Genomic DNA, 20541 nt, shown 5'->3' with positions numbered 1-20541 from the left:
CTTCCAAAATCTTTAGTTGACTAAAGTGGATCGGTTATGATACGATACGTTCGTACTTTATTTATCTACTACATTAGCAAACTAAAGGATTTTTGGAGGGGTATCATGAATGCAGTCGTCATCGCAGTCCTGCTTATGCTTGTATTAAGCCTGCTGCGTGTCAATATTGTTATCGCATTAATTATAGGCGCCTTAGCCGGCGGGTTAACAGGCGGGCTCGGTCTTGGCGAAACGGTTAAAGCTTTCACAGACGGTCTCGGCGGAAATGCCACCGTTGCAGTCAGCTACGCCATGCTTGGCGCGTTTGCCGCCGCTTTGACGAAAACGGGTCTTCCGGACGCAATGGTGGAAGCCTCCGTTAAATTAATCGGAAATAAAGAAGATTCTCGCAAAAAAGCGCTGTCTAAGGTGCTGATTGTGCTGATTATTTTAATTGTATCTTGTTTTTCTCAAAACGTCGTTCCGGTTCACATCGCTTTTATTCCGGTGCTGATTCCGCCGCTTTTGAAAATCTTTAATGAACTTGAAATGGACCGCCGTCTGATTGCGTGTGTGATCACTTTTGGTTTAACGGCGCCTTATATTGTGCTGCCGGTTGGTTTCGGGCAAATCTTCCAGGGAATGCTCAAGGATAATATGGCAGATGCCGGATTAAACGTATCTCTCGGTGATATTCCTTATGCGTTAATGATTCCGGTTGCAGGTATGGTTGTAGGTCTGATTTTATCAATCATCGTATTCCGTAAACCGAAAACATATGAAACAAAAGAAATATCTGGTGCGAGCTCTTCTCCATATACGAAAAAAAGTCTGGCTATCGCGGTGCTTGCCATCGTTGTGTCACTCGGCGTCCAGCTTTACTTATCTCAGACTTTGGGAGTAGAAGGGATGATTATGGGGGCGCTGGCAGGCCTGATTATTCTGTTTGTCAGCGGTGTGATGAAGCGTGATGAAGCGGACTCGCTGATTACTGACGGAATGGTCTTAATGGCCTTTATCGGCTTTGTCATGCTTGTTGCAGCCGGGTTTTCAAACGTATTAACGAAAACCGGAGATGTCGAGTCACTGGTTAAAACAGCAGCTGGCATCATGGGGCACAGTCAGTTAGTGGGTGCATTGCTGATGCTCATTGTCGGCTTGTTCATTACAATGGGAATCGGATCTTCTTTTGCGACGATTCCTGTTATCACAACGATCTTTGTGCCTCTTTGCCTGCAGCTTGGATTCAGCCCGATGGCAACGGTTGCGATAATCGGGGCAGCTGCTGCGCTTGGCGATGCCGGTTCACCTGCCAGCGACAGTACGCTTGGACCGACTTCAGGTTTAAGTGCGGACGGCCAGCATCACCACATTTGGGACACTTGTGTGCCGACTTTTGTATTTTATAATATCCCGCTTATTATCTTTGGATGGATTGCAGCGCTTGTTTTATAAGGAAAAAGGCTCCCCTTTACTGGGGAGCCTTTTCTCGTTATCATAAAAAAACCGTTCCAATAGAACGGTTTTTACGTGGACGATATGTGATTTCTGTTAAAGCCGGTTGCTTTATGAATAGACCGGTAGATCCCTGGTGCGATAAACGCCAGTATGACAGCCAGCGCCGTGTCTTTTACCATAAACCAAGTCATAAAGCCCCAAGCTGTGCCGTAGCTTACCGGCGTATGAATCCACAGCTTCAGTGCAAGATACATATAGGTGGTGCCGATGATATACATGATTGCCGTTCCGATAAGTGAAGCAATGAGAAATCGAATTTTGCTTGGCTGAATTTTTCGTTCTAAAAACCATCCCGCTGCAAATGCTGCCGGGATGTATGAGATAATAAACCCGCCGCTTTTCCCTGCAAACGGTGCGAAGCCTGCAGAAAATTGAGCAAACACAGGCGCTCCGGCCAATCCGACAAGTGCATATACAATCATGGCAATCGCTGCTCGTTTGCTGCCGAGAAGCAAGGCTGCCAAGAGACAGAAAAACGGCTGCATCGAAAGCGGAATGCCGGCAACTTGTAAAAAGGGTGCTACTGAGGTAAGGTTGGCTCCGACAGCCATAAGTGCGGCGAACATGCCGATCAGCGCCATATCGGCCGCGCGAAGTTTACGTTGTTTCATAGTTGTCCCCCTTAGGTTTACATACACAATCATAGAGTAATAAAGAACGGAAATATTGTCAACATAAATTAAAAAAGGTTAACAAAAGGGAGGGTTCCATATGTATTTTGGAAAAACAAAACAGTCCGATCAATCTGGAAGAGTGCCCCCAAATCAAAATGTCACCACTTCATTTCCTGTGCTTCATACGGGAAGTGTCCCATATTACGAAGATATGACGAGATGGAATCTTCAAGTATATGGTTTGGTTGACCAACCGATGCTGCTGAGCTTTGAAGATGTCAAAGCCTTTCCGAAGTACGAATCGAAAAATGACATTCATTGTGTCACGGGCTGGTCGAGGCTTGATAATGTGTGGCAAGGCGTGCGCGCTCGTGATATAGCGGAAAAAGCGGGTGTGAAAGAAGAAGCTGGCTACGTTATTTTACATGCGGAAGAAGGCTGGACGACCAATCTGCCGCTTGATGATTTCTTAGCGGAAACTTCCCTTCTGGCTTATGCGCATAATGGCGAGCCATTAACGCCTGAACACGGTTTCCCGCTGCGGGGTGTATTTCCGCATCTGTATTTTTGGAAAAGCGCCAAGTGGCTGCGCGGCATCCAATTTACGAAAGAAAACCATCCAGGCTTTTGGGAGCGGAATGGCTATCACATGAGAGGGGATCCATGGCAAAATCAACGATTTACATGGGATTAAGGTTCTATTTCAAACAGGACCATCCGCATCTTTATCAGGTTTTTATTTCCATATTGGTAGTCTGCAGGTACCTTATTTGATACAGGTGCCTTTTTTATTCGGGAAAAAGTTGACTTTCTTTGGAAGAAAACCTATTATTTGAGTTGTCTAGTTGATAGTGAAAATCATTATCACACATTGTGTTTAGTTTAAGGAGAGGAATGTCGTACTGCATGAAAGAGCAAACAACAGACCGGACGAAAGGCGGAACACCAAACGCATATACGATTCCTGGTACGGAAGTGCGTATGATGTCTTCTCGCATTGAAAACCGTACCTATCATATTTTTATCTCGAAACCGAATACGCCGCCGCCACCCGCTGGCTATCCTGTGATTTATCTGCTGGATGCCAATTCTGTCTTTGGAACGATGACGGAAGCCGTTCGAATACAGGGGCGCCGACCTGAAAAAACAGGGGTAATTCCTGCAGTGATCGTCGGCATTGGCTATGAGACAGCGGAGCCGTTTTCCTCAGCGCGTCACCGGGATTTTACAATGCCGACAGCCCAATCGAAGCTGCCGGAACGGCCCGACGGCAAAGAATGGCCGGAGCATGGCGGAGCAGAGAGCTTTATCAGGTTTATTGAGGAGGATCTGAAACCGGAGATAGAACGAGATTACCAGATTGACAAAAACAGACAAACAATCTTTGGCCACTCGCTTGGCGGGCTTTTCGTGCTGCAGGTGCTGTTCACTAAGCCGGAGGCGTTTCAAACCTATATTGCGGGAAGTCCGTCCATTCATTGGAATAAACCGTTTATTCTCGAGAGAGCGGATCATTTCGCCTCCCTCACTAAGAAAAACAATCAGCCTATCAATATCCTGCTTGCCGCAGGGGAATTGGAGCAGCATCATAAAAGCCGGATGAACGATAATGCGAGGGAGCTTTACGAGCGGCTGGCCGTTTTATCTGGACAAGGCATACGGGCAGAATTTTGTGAGTTTTCAGGAGAAGGGCATATTTCGGTTCTTCCTGTTTTGGTCAGCCGGGCGCTGCGTTTTGCGCTTCATCCTGACGGACCGCATCTTTCAATGGGCTGAGACATACTCAGCCTAGCTTCTAAAAAATAGTTGTCACTGAAATTATATTTGACTGTCACATGACATTTGGATATGATTATTTTTATAATTGATAATGATAATCATTATCAATAAATGGCGCTTTTCAAAGTGCGGCAGTCTTTTTCTCTGGATGTCTGTTCTGCATCTAGAGTGAAGAAAGGAATTGATGATATGAATGCAACGGATATAAAGGGCAAAATTGCTTTTATAACAGGGGCAGCCCAAGGGATAGGTGAAGCTGTTGCGCGGACGCTTGCCGGTCAAGGCGCACATATTGCGGCAGTTGATTATAATCCTGAAAAGCTGGAAAAGGTTGTGAACAGCCTCAAAGCGGATGGGCACCATGCGAAAGCTTTTCCTGCGGATGTGAGAGACAGCGCGGCGATTGACGAGATCACGGCGCGCATCGAACGCGAGATGGGGCCGATTGATATTTTGGTGAATGTAGCGGGTGTCCTTCGCCCGGGTCTCATCCATTCGCTTAGTGATGAGGAATGGGAAGCGACGTTCTCAGTGAATTCGACTGGCGTATTTAACGCCTCGCGTTCAGTCAGCAAATATATGATGGACCGGAGATCTGGTTCGATCGTAACGGTCGGATCAAATGCTGCGGGTGTGCCAAGAACATCTATGGCGGCATATGCATCTTCAAAGGCTGCGGCTGTGATGTTTACGAAATGCCTTGGCCTTGAGCTTGCAGAATACAATATTCGCTGCAACATCGTCTCTCCCGGATCAACGGAAACAGACATGCAGTGGTCATTATGGGCCGATGAGAATGGAGCGGAGCAAGTCATAAAAGGTTCACTTGAGACATTTAAAACAGGGATCCCGCTCAAAAAATTAGCCCAGCCTTCGGATATTGCGGATGCAGTGCTCTTTTTGGTTTCTGGCCAGGCAGGGCATATTACGATGCATAATTTATGCGTAGATGGCGGCGCGACGTTAGGCGTGTAACTGAATTTAAAGGAGGTTCATGAGAATGTTGGAACAAAACGTAATACCAGAAACAAAAGCGGAGCATTTGCTTCGTGAGTATCAGCCGGGTGCCTTTTTCTTAGCTTCTCCTCATCGCGTACTGTTAGCGAAAGGCATATGTGAAATCGTACCGGGGGCAGACGGGCAAAATCAAATGGAAACCCTTTCTGTCCGTATTGCTGAGACGCTGCGTCAGGCAAAGCGATCGGGGCAAAGCCGTCCGCTTGTTGTCGGGGCCGTTCCATTTGATCAAGTAAAAGCAGCGCGGCTCGTTGTTCCTGAAGAAGTTCGCTGGTCAGGACCGCTTCAATTTGACTATGCGGAGAAGGAGCAGCAATGTGAGCATACATATCACATAGAGCCTGTTCCGGCACCGGAGGATTATAAAAATGGTGTGGAACAAGGGCTGGCACGCATTGCCGATGGAATACTCAGCAAAATCGTTCTGTCCAGGTCGCTGCAGCTGACATCGCCTGAACCGATTCAGACGGATGAGCTGCTTCGCCATCTGGCTCAGCATAACACGCATGGCTACACATTTGCCGCAGACGTGTCCAGTCAGACGGAAACATCTCCCCGCCGAACATTGCTCGGTGCAAGTCCGGAGCTTCTCGTTTCAAGGATGGGAACTCAGGTCGTTTCCAATCCATTAGCCGGTTCAAGGCCGCGCAGTGATGATCCTGTTGAAGACCAGCGCCGGGCAGCTGAATTGCTTGCTTCCGAAAAGGATCTTCATGAGCACGCGGTTGTGGCTGACGCAGTTGCGGCAGCGCTAAGGCCTTTCTGCCGGACGCTAGAGGTTCCGGAGAAGCCTTCACTGATCAAAACAGAAACGATGTGGCACCTGTCCAGCGTGATTAAGGGAGAGCTTTCCGATCCATCTGTAACCGCACTTGAATTGGCGGCGGCACTTCACCCGACGCCGGCGGTCTGCGGAACACCGACTGATCTTGCAAGAGAAGCGATTCTCAGCATTGAGCCGTTCGACCGCGGTTTCTTTACCGGCATGGTCGGCTGGTGTGACGATGCGGGTGACGGAGAATGGATCGTGACGATCCGTTGTGCTGAGGCGGAAGATCGCTCACTCCGCCTGTATGCGGGAGCTGGTGTTGTTGCCGGATCAAAGCCAGAGGACGAGCTTCAGGAGACATCCGCAAAGTTTCGGACAATGCTTCGGGCAATGGGTGTGAATCACTTATGATCAGAATGAATTGCTGGAGGGATACAATATGCTGAATGGATTTACTCCTTGGCCTGAAGAGGTAGCTGAGATATATCGGAAAAACGGCTGCTGGGCCGGCGAGACGTTTGGAGATTTGTTAAGAGACCGGGCAGCCAAATATGGCGATCGCATTGCGATTACATGCGGGAACACCCATTGGAGCTATCAAGAGCTTGACACAAGGGTTGATCGTCTGGCTGCCGGATTTCAGAAGCTTGGCATTCAACAGATGGATCGTGTCGTGGTGCAGCTGCCAAATATCAAAGAGTTTTTTGAAGTCATTTTCGCGCTTTTCCGCCTGGGGGCGCTTCCAGTCTTTGCGCTGCCTTCTCATCGAAGCAGTGAGATTACATATTTTTGCGAGTTTGCTGAAGCGGCTGCATATATCATTCCCGATTCTTATTCTGGTTTTGACTACCGTTCACTTGCCAGACAGGTTCAAAGCAAGTTGCCGACGTTGAAACATGTCATTGTCGCGGGTGAGGCAGAGGAATTTTTGCCGCTGAATGATTTGCATACAGAACCTGTAAAACTGCCTGAAGTCAAATCTTCAGATGTGGCGTTCCTCCAGCTTTCTGGCGGGAGCACCGGGCTATCGAAACTGATTCCGAGGACTCATGACGACTACATTTACAGTCTGAAGCGGAGTGTCGAGGTCTGCTGGCTCGACGACAGCACGGTGTACCTGGCCGCTCTGCCGATGGCGCACAATTATCCGCTGAGCTCACCGGGGGTTCTCGGCGTATTATACGCTGGAGGAAGAGTGGTTTTATCTCCTTCTCCAAGTCCAGATGACGCATTTCCTTTGATTGAACGCGAAAAGGTCACGATAACCGCTCTTGTTCCGCCTCTTGCGATGGTATGGATGGATGCGGCATCCTCACGCCGTGACGATTTATCCAGCCTTCAAGTGCTGCAGGTCGGCGGTGCCAAGTTCAATGCTGAAGCCGCGCGAAGGGTAAAAGCTGTTTTCGGCTGCACGCTGCAGCAGGTGTTCGGAATGGCAGAGGGGCTTGTCAATTATACGAGATTGGATGACCCTGAGGAGATCATTGTCAATACCCAAGGAAAACCGATGTCCCCATATGATGAAGTGCGTGTTTGGGATGATCAGGATCGCGATGTAAAACCTGGTGAAGCAGGCCACTTGCTAACGCGGGGACCGTATACAATTCGAGGTTACTATAAGGCGGAAGAGCATAATGCTGCTTCATTTACTGAGGACGGTTTTTACCGTACGGGTGATATCGTCAGGCTGACACCAGACGGCTATATTGTCGTTGAAGGCCGTGCGAAGGACCAAATTAACCGTGGAGGAGAAAAGGTTGCGGCTGAAGAGGTAGAAAATCATTTGCTGGCGCATCCGGCTGTCCATGATGCGGCAATGGTCTCCATGCCTGATCAATTTCTTGGCGAAAGATCCTGTGTGTTTATTATTCCCCGGGATGAAGCCCCGAAATCCGCAGAGCTCAAAGCTTTTTTGAGAGAGCGCGGACTGGCGGCATATAAAATTCCCGACCGTATAGAATTTGTCGAATCCTTCCCGCAGACAGGGGTAGGAAAGGTAAGCAAAAAGGCCCTTCGTGAAGCCATTGCTGAGAAGCTTCTTGCAGGGGCAAAAAAATAAAACAACAATTTGAGAGGAAGTGTTCAAATGGCTATACCTGCCATTCAGCCGTATCAAATGCCGACAGCGTCTGATATGCCCCAAAACAAAGTATCATGGGTGCCTGATCCAAATCGGGCTGTCTTGTTAATACACGATATGCAAAACTATTTTGTTGATGCTTTCACAGCTGGAGCGTCTCCGGTAACAGAGCTTTCAGCGAATATACGAAAGCTGAAGGATCAATGTGTTCAGCTTGGGGTTCCTGTTGTCTATACCGCGCAGCCGGGAAGCCAAAATCCGGCTGACCGGGCGCTGCTGACAGACTTTTGGGGCCCGGGATTAAACAGCGGTCCTTATGAGGAGAAAATTATACCCGAGCTGGCACCGGAGAATGATGATCTTGTGCTGACAAAATGGAGATACAGCGCGTTTAAGAGAACGAACCTGCTTGACATTATGCGCAAAGAGGGACGCGATCAGCTGATCATTACCGGAATTTACGCCCATATTGGCTGTCTCGTTACAGCATGTGAGGCATTTATGGAGGATATAAAAGCCTTTTTTGTGGGAGATGCAGTTGCTGATTTTTCGTTAGAAAAACATCAAATGGCGCTGGACTATGCGGCTGGACGCTGTGCATTTACCGTGATGACTGACAGTCTTCTTGATCAGCTGCAGAACGCGCCGGCAGACGTTCAAAAAACGTCAGCAAACACCGGCAAAAAAGAAGTGTTTACATGTGAGAATATCCGTAAACAAATTGCTGAGCTTCTGCAAGAAACACCGGAAGACATTACAGATCAAGAGGATTTGCTCGATCGTGGTCTAGATTCGGTAAGGATCATGACATTGGTGGAACAATGGCGCCGTGAAGGGGCAGAGGTGACTTTCGTGGAATTGGCTGAACGCCCAACGATCGAAGAATGGCAGAAATTGCTCACAACCCGCAGCCAGCAAGTGCTGCCAAACGCGGATTATTTATAAAAGGAGGGTAAACAAACGGATGCCTGATACAAAAGATCTTCAATATTCTTTGACCGGGGCGCAAACTGGCATATGGTTTGCTCAACAGCTTGATCCGGACAATCCAATCTACAATACGGCAGAATATATAGAAATCAATGGACCCATCAATATTGCTCTTTTTGAAGAAGCTTTGCGGCACGTGATCAAGGAAGCGGAATCGCTGCATGTCCACTTCGGTGAAAATATGGACGGGCCATGGCAGATGATAAACCCGTCTCCGGATGTACAGCTGCACGTCATTGACGTCAGCTCTGAGCCTGATCCGGAAAAAACAGCATTAAACTGGATGAAAGCGGATTTGGCAAAGCCGGTTGATTTAGGAGATGACCCTTTGTTCAATGAAGCTCTGTTTATTGCCGGGCCTGATCGTTTCTTTTGGTATCAGCGCATTCACCATATAGCGATCGATGGCTTCGGTTTTTCACTGATAGCCCAGCGTGTGGCAAGTACATATACCAAGCTTATAAAAGGACAAACAGCTAAGGATCGTTCCTTTGGGTCTCTCCAAGCCATTTTGGAGGAGGATACAGATTATCGCGGATCAGAGCAGTATGAGAAGGATCGTCAATTCTGGCTGGACCGTTTTGCAGATGCACCTGAAGTTGTGAGCTTGGCTGATCGGGCGCCAAGAACATCTAACAGTTTTCTTCGTCATACGGCATATCTGCCTCCGTCTGATGTAAACGCGTTAAAAGAAGCGGCGCGCTATTTCTCAGGAAGCTGGCATGAAGTTATGATTGCGGTGTCAGCTGTTTATGTGCACCGTATGACCGGCTCTGAGGATGTTGTGCTCGGCCTGCCCATGATGGGAAGGATAGGTTCCGCATCACTGAATGTACCGGCTATGGTGATGAACCTTCTCCCTCTTCGGCTGACTGTCAGCTCTTCGATGAGCTTTTCTGAACTGATTCAGCAAATTTCCCGGGAAATCCGCAGTATTCGGCGACATCATAAGTATCGCCATGAAGAGCTTCGGCGTGATCTGAAATTGATAGGAGAAAATCATAGATTATTTGGCCCTCAAATCAATCTCATGCCGTTTGATTATGGTCTCGACTTTGCCGGGGCCCGGGGCATAACGCATAATCTTTCAGCCGGTCCTGTTGATGATCTATCAATCAATGTATATGACAGAACAGATGGCAGCGGGCTGCGAATTGATGTTGATGCGAATCCCGAGGTATACAGCGAGTCTGATATCAAGCATCATCAGCAGCGTATCCTGCAGCTGCTGCAAGCGGCTTCAGCTGGGGAGGACATGCTGATTGGGCAAATGGAGCTTTTGCTGCCAGAGGAGAAAGAACAAGTCATTCATAAATGGAACCATACGGAAAAATCCGAGAAGCTGGTCAGACTCCAGGACATGTTCGAAAAACAGGTAGTTCATACGCCAGAACGTATCGCTCTTATGTGTGATGACATTCAAGTCAACTATCGAAAGCTCAACGAAGAGTCAAATCGCCTTGCGCATCTGTTGATTGAAAAAGGCCTTGGTCCGGAGCAATTTGTCGCTTTGGCGCTGCCGCGTTCTCCAGAGATGGTGGCTTCAATGCTTGCTGTGCTCAAGACTGGTGCGGCGTATCTCCCGCTTGATCCGGAGTTTCCTGCCGACCGTATTTCTTACATGCTGGAGGATGCGAAGCCTTCATGCATCATAACGACTGAGGAAATAGCAGCCAGTCTGCCTGATGACCTGGCTGTACCGGAGCTAGTGCTTGATCAGGCTGTTACCCAGGAGGTTTTAAAACGCTATTCGCCTGACAATCCGAATGTATCGGTTTCTCTTGACCATCCTGCGTATATTATCTATACATCAGGATCAACCGGAAGACCGAAGGGCGTCGTTGTGACACAGAAAAGCTTAAGCAATTTTCTGCTGTCCATGCAGGAGGCATTTTCTCTAGGAGAAGAAGACAGGCTGTTGGCTGTGACGACTGTCGCTTTTGATATTTCAGCATTGGAGTTATATCTTCCGCTGATTAGCGGTGCGCAAATCGTGATCGCAAAGAAAGAAACGATCCGAGAGCCACAGGCATTAGCTCAAATGATTGAAAATTTCGATATCAATATCATGCAGGCAACACCGACACTATGGCATGCTTTGGTGACGAGTGAACCTGAGAAACTTCGGGGGCTTAGAGTGCTTGTCGGAGGTGAGGCGCTGCCGAGCGGTCTTTTGCAGGCGCTTCAAGACCTTCATTGTTCAGTCACGAATTTATACGGTCCGACTGAAACAACGATTTGGTCTGCAGCAGCTTTTCTTGATGAAGGGCTGAAGGGCGTTCCGCCGATTGGCAAACCGATTTGGAATACGCAGGTGTATGTGCTTGATAACGGTCTGCAGCCGGTGCCGCCGGGGGTTGTCGGCGAGCTTTATATCGCAGGAACCGGCTTGGCCAGAGGTTATTTCCACCGCCCTGATTTAACGGCTGAGCGTTTTGTTGCAGATCCATACGGACCGCCGGGGACTCGGATGTATCGGACCGGAGACCAGGCTCGCTGGCGCGCTGATGGGTCTTTGGATTATATCGGGCGGGCGGATCATCAAATCAAAATTCGCGGATTCCGAATTGAACTCGGAGAAATTGATGCCGTGCTTGCCAAGCACCCGCACATTGAACAGGCAGCGGTTGTCGTACGGGAAGATCAGCCGGGAGACAAACGATTGGCGGCTTATGTAGTCGCTGATTCTGCTATCGATATTGCCGAGCTTCGCCGTTATATGGGGGCCAGTCTTCCTGATTATATGGTACCGGCGGCGTTTGTGGAGATGGACGAGCTGCCGTTAACACCTAATGGCAAGCTTGACCGGAAAGCACTGCCGGCACCAGATTTCAGCACATCTGTCAGTGATCGGGCCCCGCGGACTCCTCAGGAAGAGATATTGTGTGACTTGTTTGCAGAGGTTCTCGGTTTGGCACGTGTCGGTATCGATGACAGTTTCTTCGAGCTTGGCGGTCATTCTCTTCTCGCAGCCCGACTGATGAGCCGCATTCGCGAGGTAATGGGAGCCGAACTTGGTATCGCCAAGCTCTTTGACGAACCGACAGTAGCCGGTCTCGCTGCCCATCTTGATCTGGCGCAGAGTGCACGTCCCGCTTTGCAGAGAGCTGAGCGGCCTGAAAAGATCCCGCTATCATTTGCCCAGCGCCGGCTATGGTTCCTACATTGTCTGGAAGGACCGAGTCCTACTTATAATATTCCGGTTACTGTCCGTTTGTCGGGTGAGCTGGATCAAGGAGTGCTGAAAGCGGCACTTTATGACCTCGTCTGCCGTCATGAAAGCTTGCGGACGATCTTCCCTGAAACACAGGGGACATCCTATCAGCATATTTTAGATGCCGACCAAGCCCATCCTGAGTTACATGTTACTGAAATTGCTGAGAAGGAGCTTTCTGATCGGCTTGCCGAAGCTGTACGCTACAGCTTTGATCTTGCAGCTGAACCGGCCTTTCGTGCCGAGCTTTTTGTGATCGGTCCTGACGAGTACGTGCTCCTTCTTCTCGTCCATCATATTGTCGGGGACGGCTGGTCCTTAACACCGCTGACCCGAGATCTTGGGACGGCTTATGCGGCTCGCTGCCACGGAAAAGCTCCCGAATGGGCGCCTCTTGCTGTGCAGTATGCGGACTATGCGCTTTGGCAGCAAGAACTGCTTGGAAACGAGAATGATCCAAATAGCTTGATTGCCGGACAGCTTGCTTTCTGGAAAGAAACCTTGAAGAACCTGCCTGATCAGCTTGAACTGCCAACCGATTATTCACGTCCGGCTGAGCCGAGCCATGATGGGGATACGATTCATTTTCGTATTGAGCCCGACCTTCACAAGCGCTTGCAGGAGCTGGCTCGCGCAAATAGGGTGAGCCTATTTATGGTGCTTCAATCCGGTCTCGCTGCTTTATTGACAAGGCTTGGGGCGGGTACCGACATTCCGATCGGCAGTCCGATCGCGGGACGGAATGATGATGCGCTGGGCGATCTTGTAGGGCTGTTTATCAATACATTGGTGCTCAGAACCGATACGTCCGGTGACCCAAGCTTCCGTGAGCTTCTTGACAGAGTGAGGGAAGTGAATCTGGCAGCCTATGACAATCAGGATCTGCCGTTTGAGAGACTTGTAGAGGTGCTCAATCCGGCTCGTTCGCGTGCGACGCATCCTTTGTTCCAAATCATGCTTGCGTTCCAAAACACACCGGATGCTGAACTGCAACTTCCTGACATGGAGAGCAGCCTGCGAATCAACAGTGTCGGTTCTGCCAAGTTTGATTTGACGCTGGAAATCAGTGAAGATCGCCTTGCTGACGGGACACCAAACGGAATGGAAGGACTGCTTGAATACAGCACTGATCTTTTCAAGCGGGAAACGGCTCAGGCTCTTGCTGACCGATTGATGCGCCTGTTGGAGGTTGCCGAGTCTGATCCTGACGAGCAAATCGGAAATCTGGATATTCTTGCGCCAGAGGAACGCAGCAGCATGGTGACAGATTGGCAAGGTGTATCTGAAAAGATTCCGCACGCATGTTTACCTGAGCAGTTTGAGAAACAGGCTGCTTTACGTCCTGATGCCATTGCCGTTGTTTATGAAGATCGGGCACTGAGCTATGCAGAGCTGAATGAAAGAGCAAATCGGCTTGCCCGCATGCTGATTAGTGAAGGTGTCGGGCCGGAGCAATTTGTGGCATTGGCACTGCCCCGATCATTGGAAATGGCTGTCGGACTACTGGCGGTGCTGAAAGCGGGAGCAGCTTATCTGCCTCTTGATCCGGATTATCCGGCTGATCGAATTGCTTTTATGCTAAAAGATGCACAGCCCGCGTTTATCATGACGAATACTAAAGCTGCAGAGCACATTCCGCCAGCGGACAACGTGCCGAAAATCGTACTAGATGATCTCAAACTGGAAAAGAAACTAAACACATACCCAGCTGATAATCCGGATAATACGGACCGGATCCAGCCGCTTACGCCTTTGAATACGGCGTATGTCATTTATACATCCGGCTCAACTGGTGTTCCAAAAGGTGTGATGATTCCTCACCAAAACGTAACGCGTTTATTTGCAGCGACCGAGCACTGGTTCCATTTCAGCTCAGACGATATCTGGACCATGTTCCATTCCTACGCTTTTGACTTTTCAGTGTGGGAGATTTGGGGTCCTCTGCTGCATGGCGGGCGTCTCGTGATCGTGCCTCATCACGTCAGCAGATCGCCAGAAGCATTTCTGCGCCTGCTTGTCAAAGAGGGTGTGACCGTTCTGAATCAGACACCGTCCGCTTTCTATCAGTTTATGCAGGCGGAACGGGAACAGCCGGATCTCGGACAGGCGCTCAGCCTGCGCTATGTCATTTTTGGCGGAGAAGCGCTTGAACTCAGCCGTTTAGAGGATTGGTATAACCGCCACCCTGAAAATAGCCCGCAGCTTATCAATATGTATGGTATTACAGAAACAACCGTGCATGTGAGCTATATCGAATTAGACCGAAGCATGGCAGCTTTACGGGCAAACAGCTTGATCGGCTGCGGCATTCCCGATCTTGGTGTATATGTGCTGGATGAGCGCCTGCAGCCGGTGCCGCCGGGGGTTGCCGGAGAGTTGTATGTATCAGGAGCGGGGTTAGCACGAGGCTATCTAGGCCGGCCTGGTTTAACATCTGAACGCTTCATAGCTGATCCATTCGGTCCTCCAGGCACTAGGATGTACCGCACTGGGGATGTGGCCCGCCTCCGCGCTGATGGTTCTCTTGACTATGTCGGCCGCGCCGATCATCAGGTGAAAATTCGGGGATTCCGGATTGAACTGGGAGAAATTGAAGCAGCGCTCATTCAGCATCCGCAGCTTGAAGATGCGGCAGTGATCGTTCGTGAGGATCAGCCGGGAGATAAACGGTTGGCAGCTTATGTCATCCCTTCGGAAGAAACATTTGATACGGCGGAACTGCGCAGATATGCTGCTGAGAGATTGCCGGATTACATGGTGCCTGCTGCCTTTGTGACGATGAAAGAATTGCCGCTGACACCGAATGGAAAGCTAGATCGTAAAGCGCTGCCCGCTCCGGATTTCGCAGGGGCAGTGACAGGACGCGGACCGAGAACGCCGCAGGAAGAAATTCTCTGTGACTTGTTTATGGAGGTGCTTCACTTGCCGCGTGTCGGCATTGATGATCGTTTCTTTGATTTAGGCGGACATTCCTTGCTTGCTGTACAGCTCATGAGCCGCATCCGCGAATCCCTCGGCGTTGAACTCAGCATCGGCAACCTATTCGAAGCGCCGACTGTTGCCGGGCTTGCTGAAAGACTTGAAATGGGATCAAGCCAAAGCGCTCTTGATGTTCTGCTGCCGCTCCGAACAAGCGGAGACAAGCTTCCTTTATTCTGTGTGCATCCGGCAGGGGGGCTCAGCTGGTGCTATGCCGGTTTGATGACGAATATAGGAACGGATTATCCGATCTATGGCTTGCAGGCACGGGGAATCGGGCAGCGCGAGGAGCTTCCGAAAACACTTGATGACATGGCGGCCGATTACATTGAACAAATACGAACGGTCCAGCCGAAAGGCCCGTACCATCTGCTGGGCTGGTCCCTGGGCGGGAATGTCGTTCAAGCGATGGCCACCCAGCTGCAAAATCAAGGAGAAGAAGTTTCCCTATTGGTGATGCTGGATGCCTATCCAAACCACTTCCTTCCTATAAAAGAGGCGCCGGATGATGAGGAAGCGCTTATTGCCCTTCTGGCGTTAGGCGGGTACGATCCAGACAGCTTAGGGGGCAAACCGCTAGATTTTGAAGCAGCAATTGAGATTCTTCGCAGTGACGGCAGTGCGCTTGCGAGCTTGGATGAAACGGTCATTTTAAATCTGAAAAATACGTATGTCAATTCTGTCGGCATTTTAGGCTCCTATAAGCCGAAAACCTTCCTTGGAAATGTTTTATTTTTCAGATCAACAATCATTCCTGAATGGTTTGATCCGATTGAACCTGATTCGTGGAAGCCTTATATTAACGGACAGATTGAACAAATCGACATCAACTGCCGTCATAAAGATTTATGTCAGCCGGAACCGCTAGCTCAAATCGGCAAGGTTCTCGCTGTCAAATTGAAAGAGTTACATCAATAAGGGAGGAGAAATAGATGGCAAATCCTTTTGAAAATGCGGATGGCACCTATTTGGTGCTGATCAACGAAGAAGGCCAATATTCCCTATGGCCCGGTTTTATAGATGTGCCGAGCGGCTGGACAGTCGTTCATGAACAAAAAGGGCGTGAAGCTTGTCTAGACTATATCCAATCACATTGGAGAGACATGAGGCCAAACAGCCTAAAGACTGTTGAAAATGTGTAATCGCATAAAAAGAGACTGCGGCAAGCAGTCTCTTTTTCTATTTTACGCAGACGTTTGGGTATGATCACAATCTCTGACCGGGTTTCCGTTTTCATCTGTACACCAAGATTGGGATAAAAACGCTAAAAACACAGCGGCCCACTGATCGGCAAACTGAATCAGAATGCCCCCGTCATGCCAAGAACCGTTGTCTTTTTTCCAGCGGGTATCCATTGCATTCCCTTGATTCATATGGATATTGTGCATGCCGTTGGTCGGGGTAAAGCCGAATATTTTATCTGCAGCCTGTTCAGGTCCGAATTTGGAACCGAATATATAAACCGGCGCTTTCTCATCTTGCGCTTTCTTCATATACGTTTCAATAAAATCATTTAAATCATTATCAGGCCCCGTGATTTCATGCGGCAAAGGCTTCATTTCTCCCGGGTCAAACAAATTGCCCCGCACGTAATCAAGCGCCACTTCACGGTTTCCCTCATTGATCCTTGTATATCCATACGGCATGTTCGGAAGGATGGTAATCGAGCTCGAATCAAACTGATCGTCAGCCAAATACAATACTTCAGATTCTTCAGAACTGGACATCACATTGATGGCGCACCTGTAATACGTATTCTCTTCACCGAGCACTTTGACTTGGAAATGAGGACTGTCATCATCGGTTTCACGCTTCATGTCTAAGACAATGCCTTTTAACACGCCATATTGCTGAACAGCCATATGAATCCTCCTTTATGATCAACTTCATAATCATAATTCGTGAAATGATCTCTTTTTCCTTTTAAAAGATAAAAAAAGCCTGCAGAAATCTTTCTGCAAGCTCAATGTGAATTAAGCGCCCGCCACAGATGATTCATCCTGTAAAGCTTTCTCGGCAGGAACATATTCATAGCCTAGATCCCTCGCTACAGCTTCATAAGTTACGTGTCCGTTTGCGGTGTTTAAACCCGCTCTCAGTGCCGCATTGTCTGCGAGCGCTTTTGCTGCCCCTTTGTTCGCGATTTGCAGCGCGTATGGAACTGTAACATTAGTCAGAGCGATTGTTGATGTGCGAGGAACAGCGCCCGGCATGTTCGCTACAGCATAGTGCACAACACCGTGTTTTTCATATGTCGGCTGGTCATGTGTAGTGATATGGTCGACCGTTTCGACGATGCCGCCTTGGTCGATTGCTACATCAACAATGACTGAACCAGGTTTCATTTGTTTTACCATTTCCTCAGTCACAAGAGTCGGAGCTTTAGCACCCGGAATTAATACTGCGCAAATGAGAAGATCCGCTTCCGCCACAGCATCAGCAATATTGACCGGATTAGAAATTAACGTTTTAATTTGATGGCCGAAGATGTCATCAAGCTGGCGCAGGCGGTCTGCGTTTAAGTCAATGATCGTCACATCTGCACCGAGTCCGACAGCCATTTTCGCCGCGTTTGTCCCGACCACGCCTCCTCCGATAATCGTTACTTTTCCGCGAGAAACGCCCGGCACCCCGGCAAGCAAAATGCCTTTTCCGCCTTTAGGTTTTTCTAAGAATTGAGCTCCGATTTGCGCTGCCATTCTGCCCGCAACCTCGGACATTGGCGTGAGAAGAGGCAATGTCCGGCCTTCACTAACCGTTTCATATGCGATGGCAGTTACTCCTTTATCCTTCAAGGCCTGTGCAAGCTCAGGCTCAGCTGCTAAATGAAGATACGTAAACAGCACAAGACCTTTGCGAAAATAAACATATTCTTCCGGCAGCGGTTCTTTTACCTTCATGACAATTTCGGCGTCCCAGACCTGTTTCGGATCAGCAATGATTTCCGCTCCTGCTGACTCATAGGCTTCATTTTCAAATCCGCTTCCAAGGCCCGCGCCTGTTTCAACCAGCACTCGGTGGCCGTTTGAAATGAGCTGTGAAACGCCTCCAGGTGTTAAAGCGACACGGTTTTCATTGTTTTTTATCTCTTTAGGAACCCCTATGATCATATCTGTCTCCTCCTGTATCTGTAATATTTTTAGTGTAGCTCGATATTTTGGAAAATTCTTTGTTTGATTAAGAAAATAAAAAAACATGGATTTGTGAAATTTCACAAATCCATGTGCCGAAGTTTAATATCTAAATAGATGGTGAATTTTTGATTCACATTTTTTAAATCAATTTCAGCGATTTGGCTGATTCGCTTGAGGCGGTAATTCAGCGTATTAACGTGTATATTTAACAGCTTGGAAGCCGTATTCACGTTACTGTCTGCTTCAATAAAGCGCTCTAGCGTCTCTACCAGATTTGACTGGTGATCACGGTCATATTGTTCCAGTTTGGAAAGCGAGTAATTATCATAGCCCGCCAGTTTCCGTTTTTCATATAAGACATCTAAGTATTGATAAATGCCTAACTCAGAAAAGCTGAAAAGATGTTTGGTCTCTTCTGCGAACCGTTCCTTCGCTTTTAAGACGGACAATGCCTCCTGATAGGAGCGGGAGACAAAAGAAATAGAGCTGTATATTCCGCCGAAAGCGATAGAAACGTCTTCTATTTTATACCGCTCCTTCAGCTGTTTTTGCGTACTGAAAGCAAACTGTTTTAAATCTTGAAAAGGATGATCTGTTTTGGGTGCGGTTAATATAATCAGTTCATTAGAATCTACGGTCGCCAGCAACACGTAAACCTGCTGGGTCGTTTCCTGTAAATATTGCAGCTGCTGTTCGATTTTTTCAGTCAGCTCACCGTTTATGCGGATGATCATAACGGAAAATTCTGAAGGAGCGGCCATTCCAAGCTTATGGAACCCATCCGCCATGTCGTCCTCCTGATGGATGTGTCCAGTCAGCATTTTCCAGAAAAATTCTTGGCTGCGTTCTTCATTTTTTGTTTTTCTGATTTGAAGTTTAAGAAGCTTGTTTCTCACTGCTTTTGCCGCCATTTGCAATGTCATCAGGTCATCATCAGACAATGTTTTTTGGATCTCAAGCGCCCATATGAAGCCAAGCACTTGGTTGTTTTTCCAAATCGAAATAGCGACGCGATTGCTCAGCCCGACTTCATCGATTTGCTTGACTCTGATCGGCTGGTCCGTTTTTAAGAGAGCAGGAATTGTCCCGTCTTTCCACAGCTTGTTAATCACCTTCTCCGGTACCCTTCTGCCAATAATGGTAGACGTCCGGGCAGGGTCTGTGCAGTCGCTGTGTGTACTGTAGGCAAGCAGCTTGTGGTTAACATCCTCTATGGTGATCGGGCACCGCAGAACATCGCTGATATGATCAGCCACATCTTCAAGTCTGTCAAAACTATATTTAAACGGATCATTCGGCATGGTCATAAATCTCCCTACTTTTTCGTGCTTGATTTCTCTTTGACATCTCATCCCCTTCCTTTTATTATGATTGTTGTTGTTTGTGAAAATCAACAACAAAGAAAAACACTTACATGAGAGAAACGTTCTATATACATGTGGCGGTGAATCGCCTTTTTCAAGTACAGTTGTATGCCTTATATGATACGAAAGCTTATTCTATTAATCTTCTAAGAGAGTCATCGGAGGCGGGACTGATTAAGGAAAGAAAAAACTGAACCTTTCAGAAATGGTGCTGTAGCATCAAATATTCTGAAAGGTTTTTTTTGGGAGTTGGAGAATCATTTGGGTCTTTTGGATTATTCGGAGGATGAAAAGAAGATTAAGAAAATAAACCTATTTACTTTACAATATATGTTATTTTTAAGTGGTTCGAGGTAAACCATTGGACTCATTTTGTAAAATTAAAACATATTTGTTTGACTATGCCGAAAAACTGTTTTTATAATAATGACGTTCTAAAAATAAGTGAATTAGCCCATATTTAGGCTGATGGCACAGGAGGTAATGAGGAATATGGCAGGATTAATTCGTGTCACACCCGAAGAGCTAAGAGCGATGGCGAAGCAATACGGCGTTGAAAGCCAAGAAGTATTAAATCAGGTTGATCGTTTAAACCGAATGATCTCTGATTTGAAAAGCATGTGGGAAGGTGCTTCAAGCGAAGCGTTCGCAGATCAATACGAGCAGCTCAAACCTTCATTTATCAAAATGTCAGATTTGCTTCAAGATGTGAATCAGCAGCTTGATCAAACAGCAAATACACTTGAGTCTACTGACCAAGACATCGCAAATCAAATCCGCGGATAACAGTATGAAAGGGAAGGAGCGCCTGATTCAGAAGAAGACGGCGCTCTTTCTATGTAAGGGTGATCCTAAATGTATATTGATATTACTATAGATTTGAAACATTATAACGGCAGTGTCTTTGATCTCAGATTGTCAGATTACCACCCGGTGAAAAAAGTAATTGATATTGCTTGGCAGGCCCAAAGCGTATCTTTGCCTCCGCGCGAAGGGCACTGGATCAGAGTGGTTAACAAGGATAAGGTGTTTTCCGGAGAATGCAAGCTGTCTGATTGCGGCATTACAAACGGAGACCGGCTTGAAATATTATGAAAGGATCTG

Annotated in this window: 14 protein-coding genes and 1 pseudogene; 11 read left to right on the top strand and 4 right to left on the bottom strand. The window is 48.0% G+C overall.

Annotated elements, in window-relative coordinates:
• Positions 1–105: 105 nt before the first annotated feature.
• On the top strand, positions 106–1434 hold the full coding sequence (locus JQX68_RS16320) for a Na+/H+ antiporter family protein (protein ID WP_136653705.1): 1329 nt from the start codon (positions 106–108) through the stop codon (positions 1432–1434).
• Between the two features lie 71 nt (positions 1435–1505).
• Here JQX68_RS16320 and JQX68_RS16315 read toward each other — a convergent pair whose 3' ends face one another.
• Positions 1506–2108, bottom strand: a complete 603-nt coding sequence (locus JQX68_RS16315) for a biotin transporter BioY (RefSeq protein WP_040081953.1) — start codon at positions 2106–2108, stop codon at positions 1506–1508.
• A 100-nt stretch (positions 2109–2208) separates the two neighbouring features.
• Between JQX68_RS16315 and JQX68_RS16310 the strand changes: the two genes are divergently transcribed.
• The 8 genes from JQX68_RS16310 (at position 2209) to JQX68_RS16275 (ending at position 16081) form a co-directional block, all read left to right on the top strand.
• Positions 2209–2805 (top strand): sulfite oxidase-like oxidoreductase, encoded by a 597-nt coding sequence (locus tag JQX68_RS16310; RefSeq protein WP_014665221.1) that lies wholly within the window; start codon positions 2209–2211, stop codon positions 2803–2805.
• Between the two features lie 212 nt (positions 2806–3017).
• Positions 3018–3887, top strand: coding sequence for a ferri-bacillibactin esterase BesA (besA, locus tag JQX68_RS16305; protein ID WP_147772484.1), 870 nt, complete (start codon positions 3018–3020; stop codon positions 3885–3887).
• Positions 3888–4079: 192 nt separating this feature from the next.
• Positions 4080–4865: a 2,3-dihydro-2,3-dihydroxybenzoate dehydrogenase gene (locus JQX68_RS16300; RefSeq protein ID WP_147772483.1), complete on the top strand. Its 786-nt coding sequence runs from the start codon at positions 4080–4082 to the stop codon at positions 4863–4865.
• A 25-nt stretch (positions 4866–4890) separates the two neighbouring features.
• Entirely contained in the window at positions 4891–6087 is a 1197-nt protein-coding gene (gene dhbC, locus JQX68_RS16295) for an isochorismate synthase DhbC (protein ID WP_147772482.1), read from the top strand.
• Between the two features lie 28 nt (positions 6088–6115).
• Positions 6116–7735 carry a (2,3-dihydroxybenzoyl)adenylate synthase gene (locus tag JQX68_RS16290; protein ID WP_069150227.1) on the top strand — a complete coding sequence of 540 codons (1620 nt, stop codon included), beginning with the start codon at positions 6116–6118 and terminating at the stop codon, positions 7733–7735.
• A gap of 27 nt (positions 7736–7762) precedes the next feature.
• A complete protein-coding gene (locus JQX68_RS16285; RefSeq protein ID WP_147772480.1) occupies positions 7763–8701 on the top strand; it encodes an isochorismatase in 939 nt (312 codons plus the stop codon).
• Positions 8702–8720: 19 nt separating this feature from the next.
• Positions 8721–15857 carry a non-ribosomal peptide synthetase DhbF gene (gene dhbF / locus JQX68_RS16280; RefSeq protein WP_147772479.1) on the top strand — a complete coding sequence of 2379 codons (7137 nt, stop codon included), beginning with the start codon at positions 8721–8723 and terminating at the stop codon, positions 15855–15857.
• A gap of 14 nt (positions 15858–15871) precedes the next feature.
• Positions 15872–16081 (top strand): MbtH family protein, encoded by a 210-nt coding sequence (locus tag JQX68_RS16275; RefSeq protein WP_014665214.1) that lies wholly within the window; start codon positions 15872–15874, stop codon positions 16079–16081.
• A gap of 42 nt (positions 16082–16123) precedes the next feature.
• Here JQX68_RS16275 and JQX68_RS16270 read toward each other — a convergent pair whose 3' ends face one another.
• From JQX68_RS16270 to adeR, 3 genes and pseudogenes are all read right to left on the bottom strand, one after another.
• A complete protein-coding gene (locus JQX68_RS16270; protein WP_147772478.1) occupies positions 16124–16801 on the bottom strand; it encodes a YukJ family protein in 678 nt (225 codons plus the stop codon).
• A 111-nt stretch (positions 16802–16912) separates the two neighbouring features.
• A complete protein-coding gene (ald, locus tag JQX68_RS16265) occupies positions 16913–18049 on the bottom strand; it encodes an alanine dehydrogenase (protein ID WP_147772477.1) in 1137 nt (378 codons plus the stop codon).
• A gap of 101 nt (positions 18050–18150) precedes the next feature.
• Positions 18151–19420 (bottom strand): annotated as a pseudogene (gene adeR, locus JQX68_RS16260) (sporulation transcriptional activator AdeR).
• A gap of 509 nt (positions 19421–19929) precedes the next feature.
• Here adeR and JQX68_RS16255 point away from each other — a divergent pair.
• Together JQX68_RS16255 and yukD are read left to right on the top strand one after the other, a co-directional pair.
• Positions 19930–20223, top strand: coding sequence for a WXG100 family type VII secretion target (locus tag JQX68_RS16255; protein ID WP_003220661.1), 294 nt, complete (start codon positions 19930–19932; stop codon positions 20221–20223).
• 69 nt (positions 20224–20292) lie between these two features.
• Positions 20293–20532, top strand: a complete 240-nt coding sequence (gene yukD, locus JQX68_RS16250; RefSeq protein ID WP_147772476.1) for an ESX secretion system protein YukD — start codon at positions 20293–20295, stop codon at positions 20530–20532.
• The last annotated feature ends 9 nt before the right edge of the window (positions 20533–20541 follow it).

This window comes from Bacillus sp. LJBS06 (assembly GCF_016924995.1).
In the GTDB taxonomy this organism is placed as follows: domain Bacteria; phylum Bacillota; class Bacilli; order Bacillales; family Bacillaceae; genus Bacillus; species Bacillus stercoris.
This window is presented reverse-complemented; position numbering and strand designations above follow the sequence as displayed.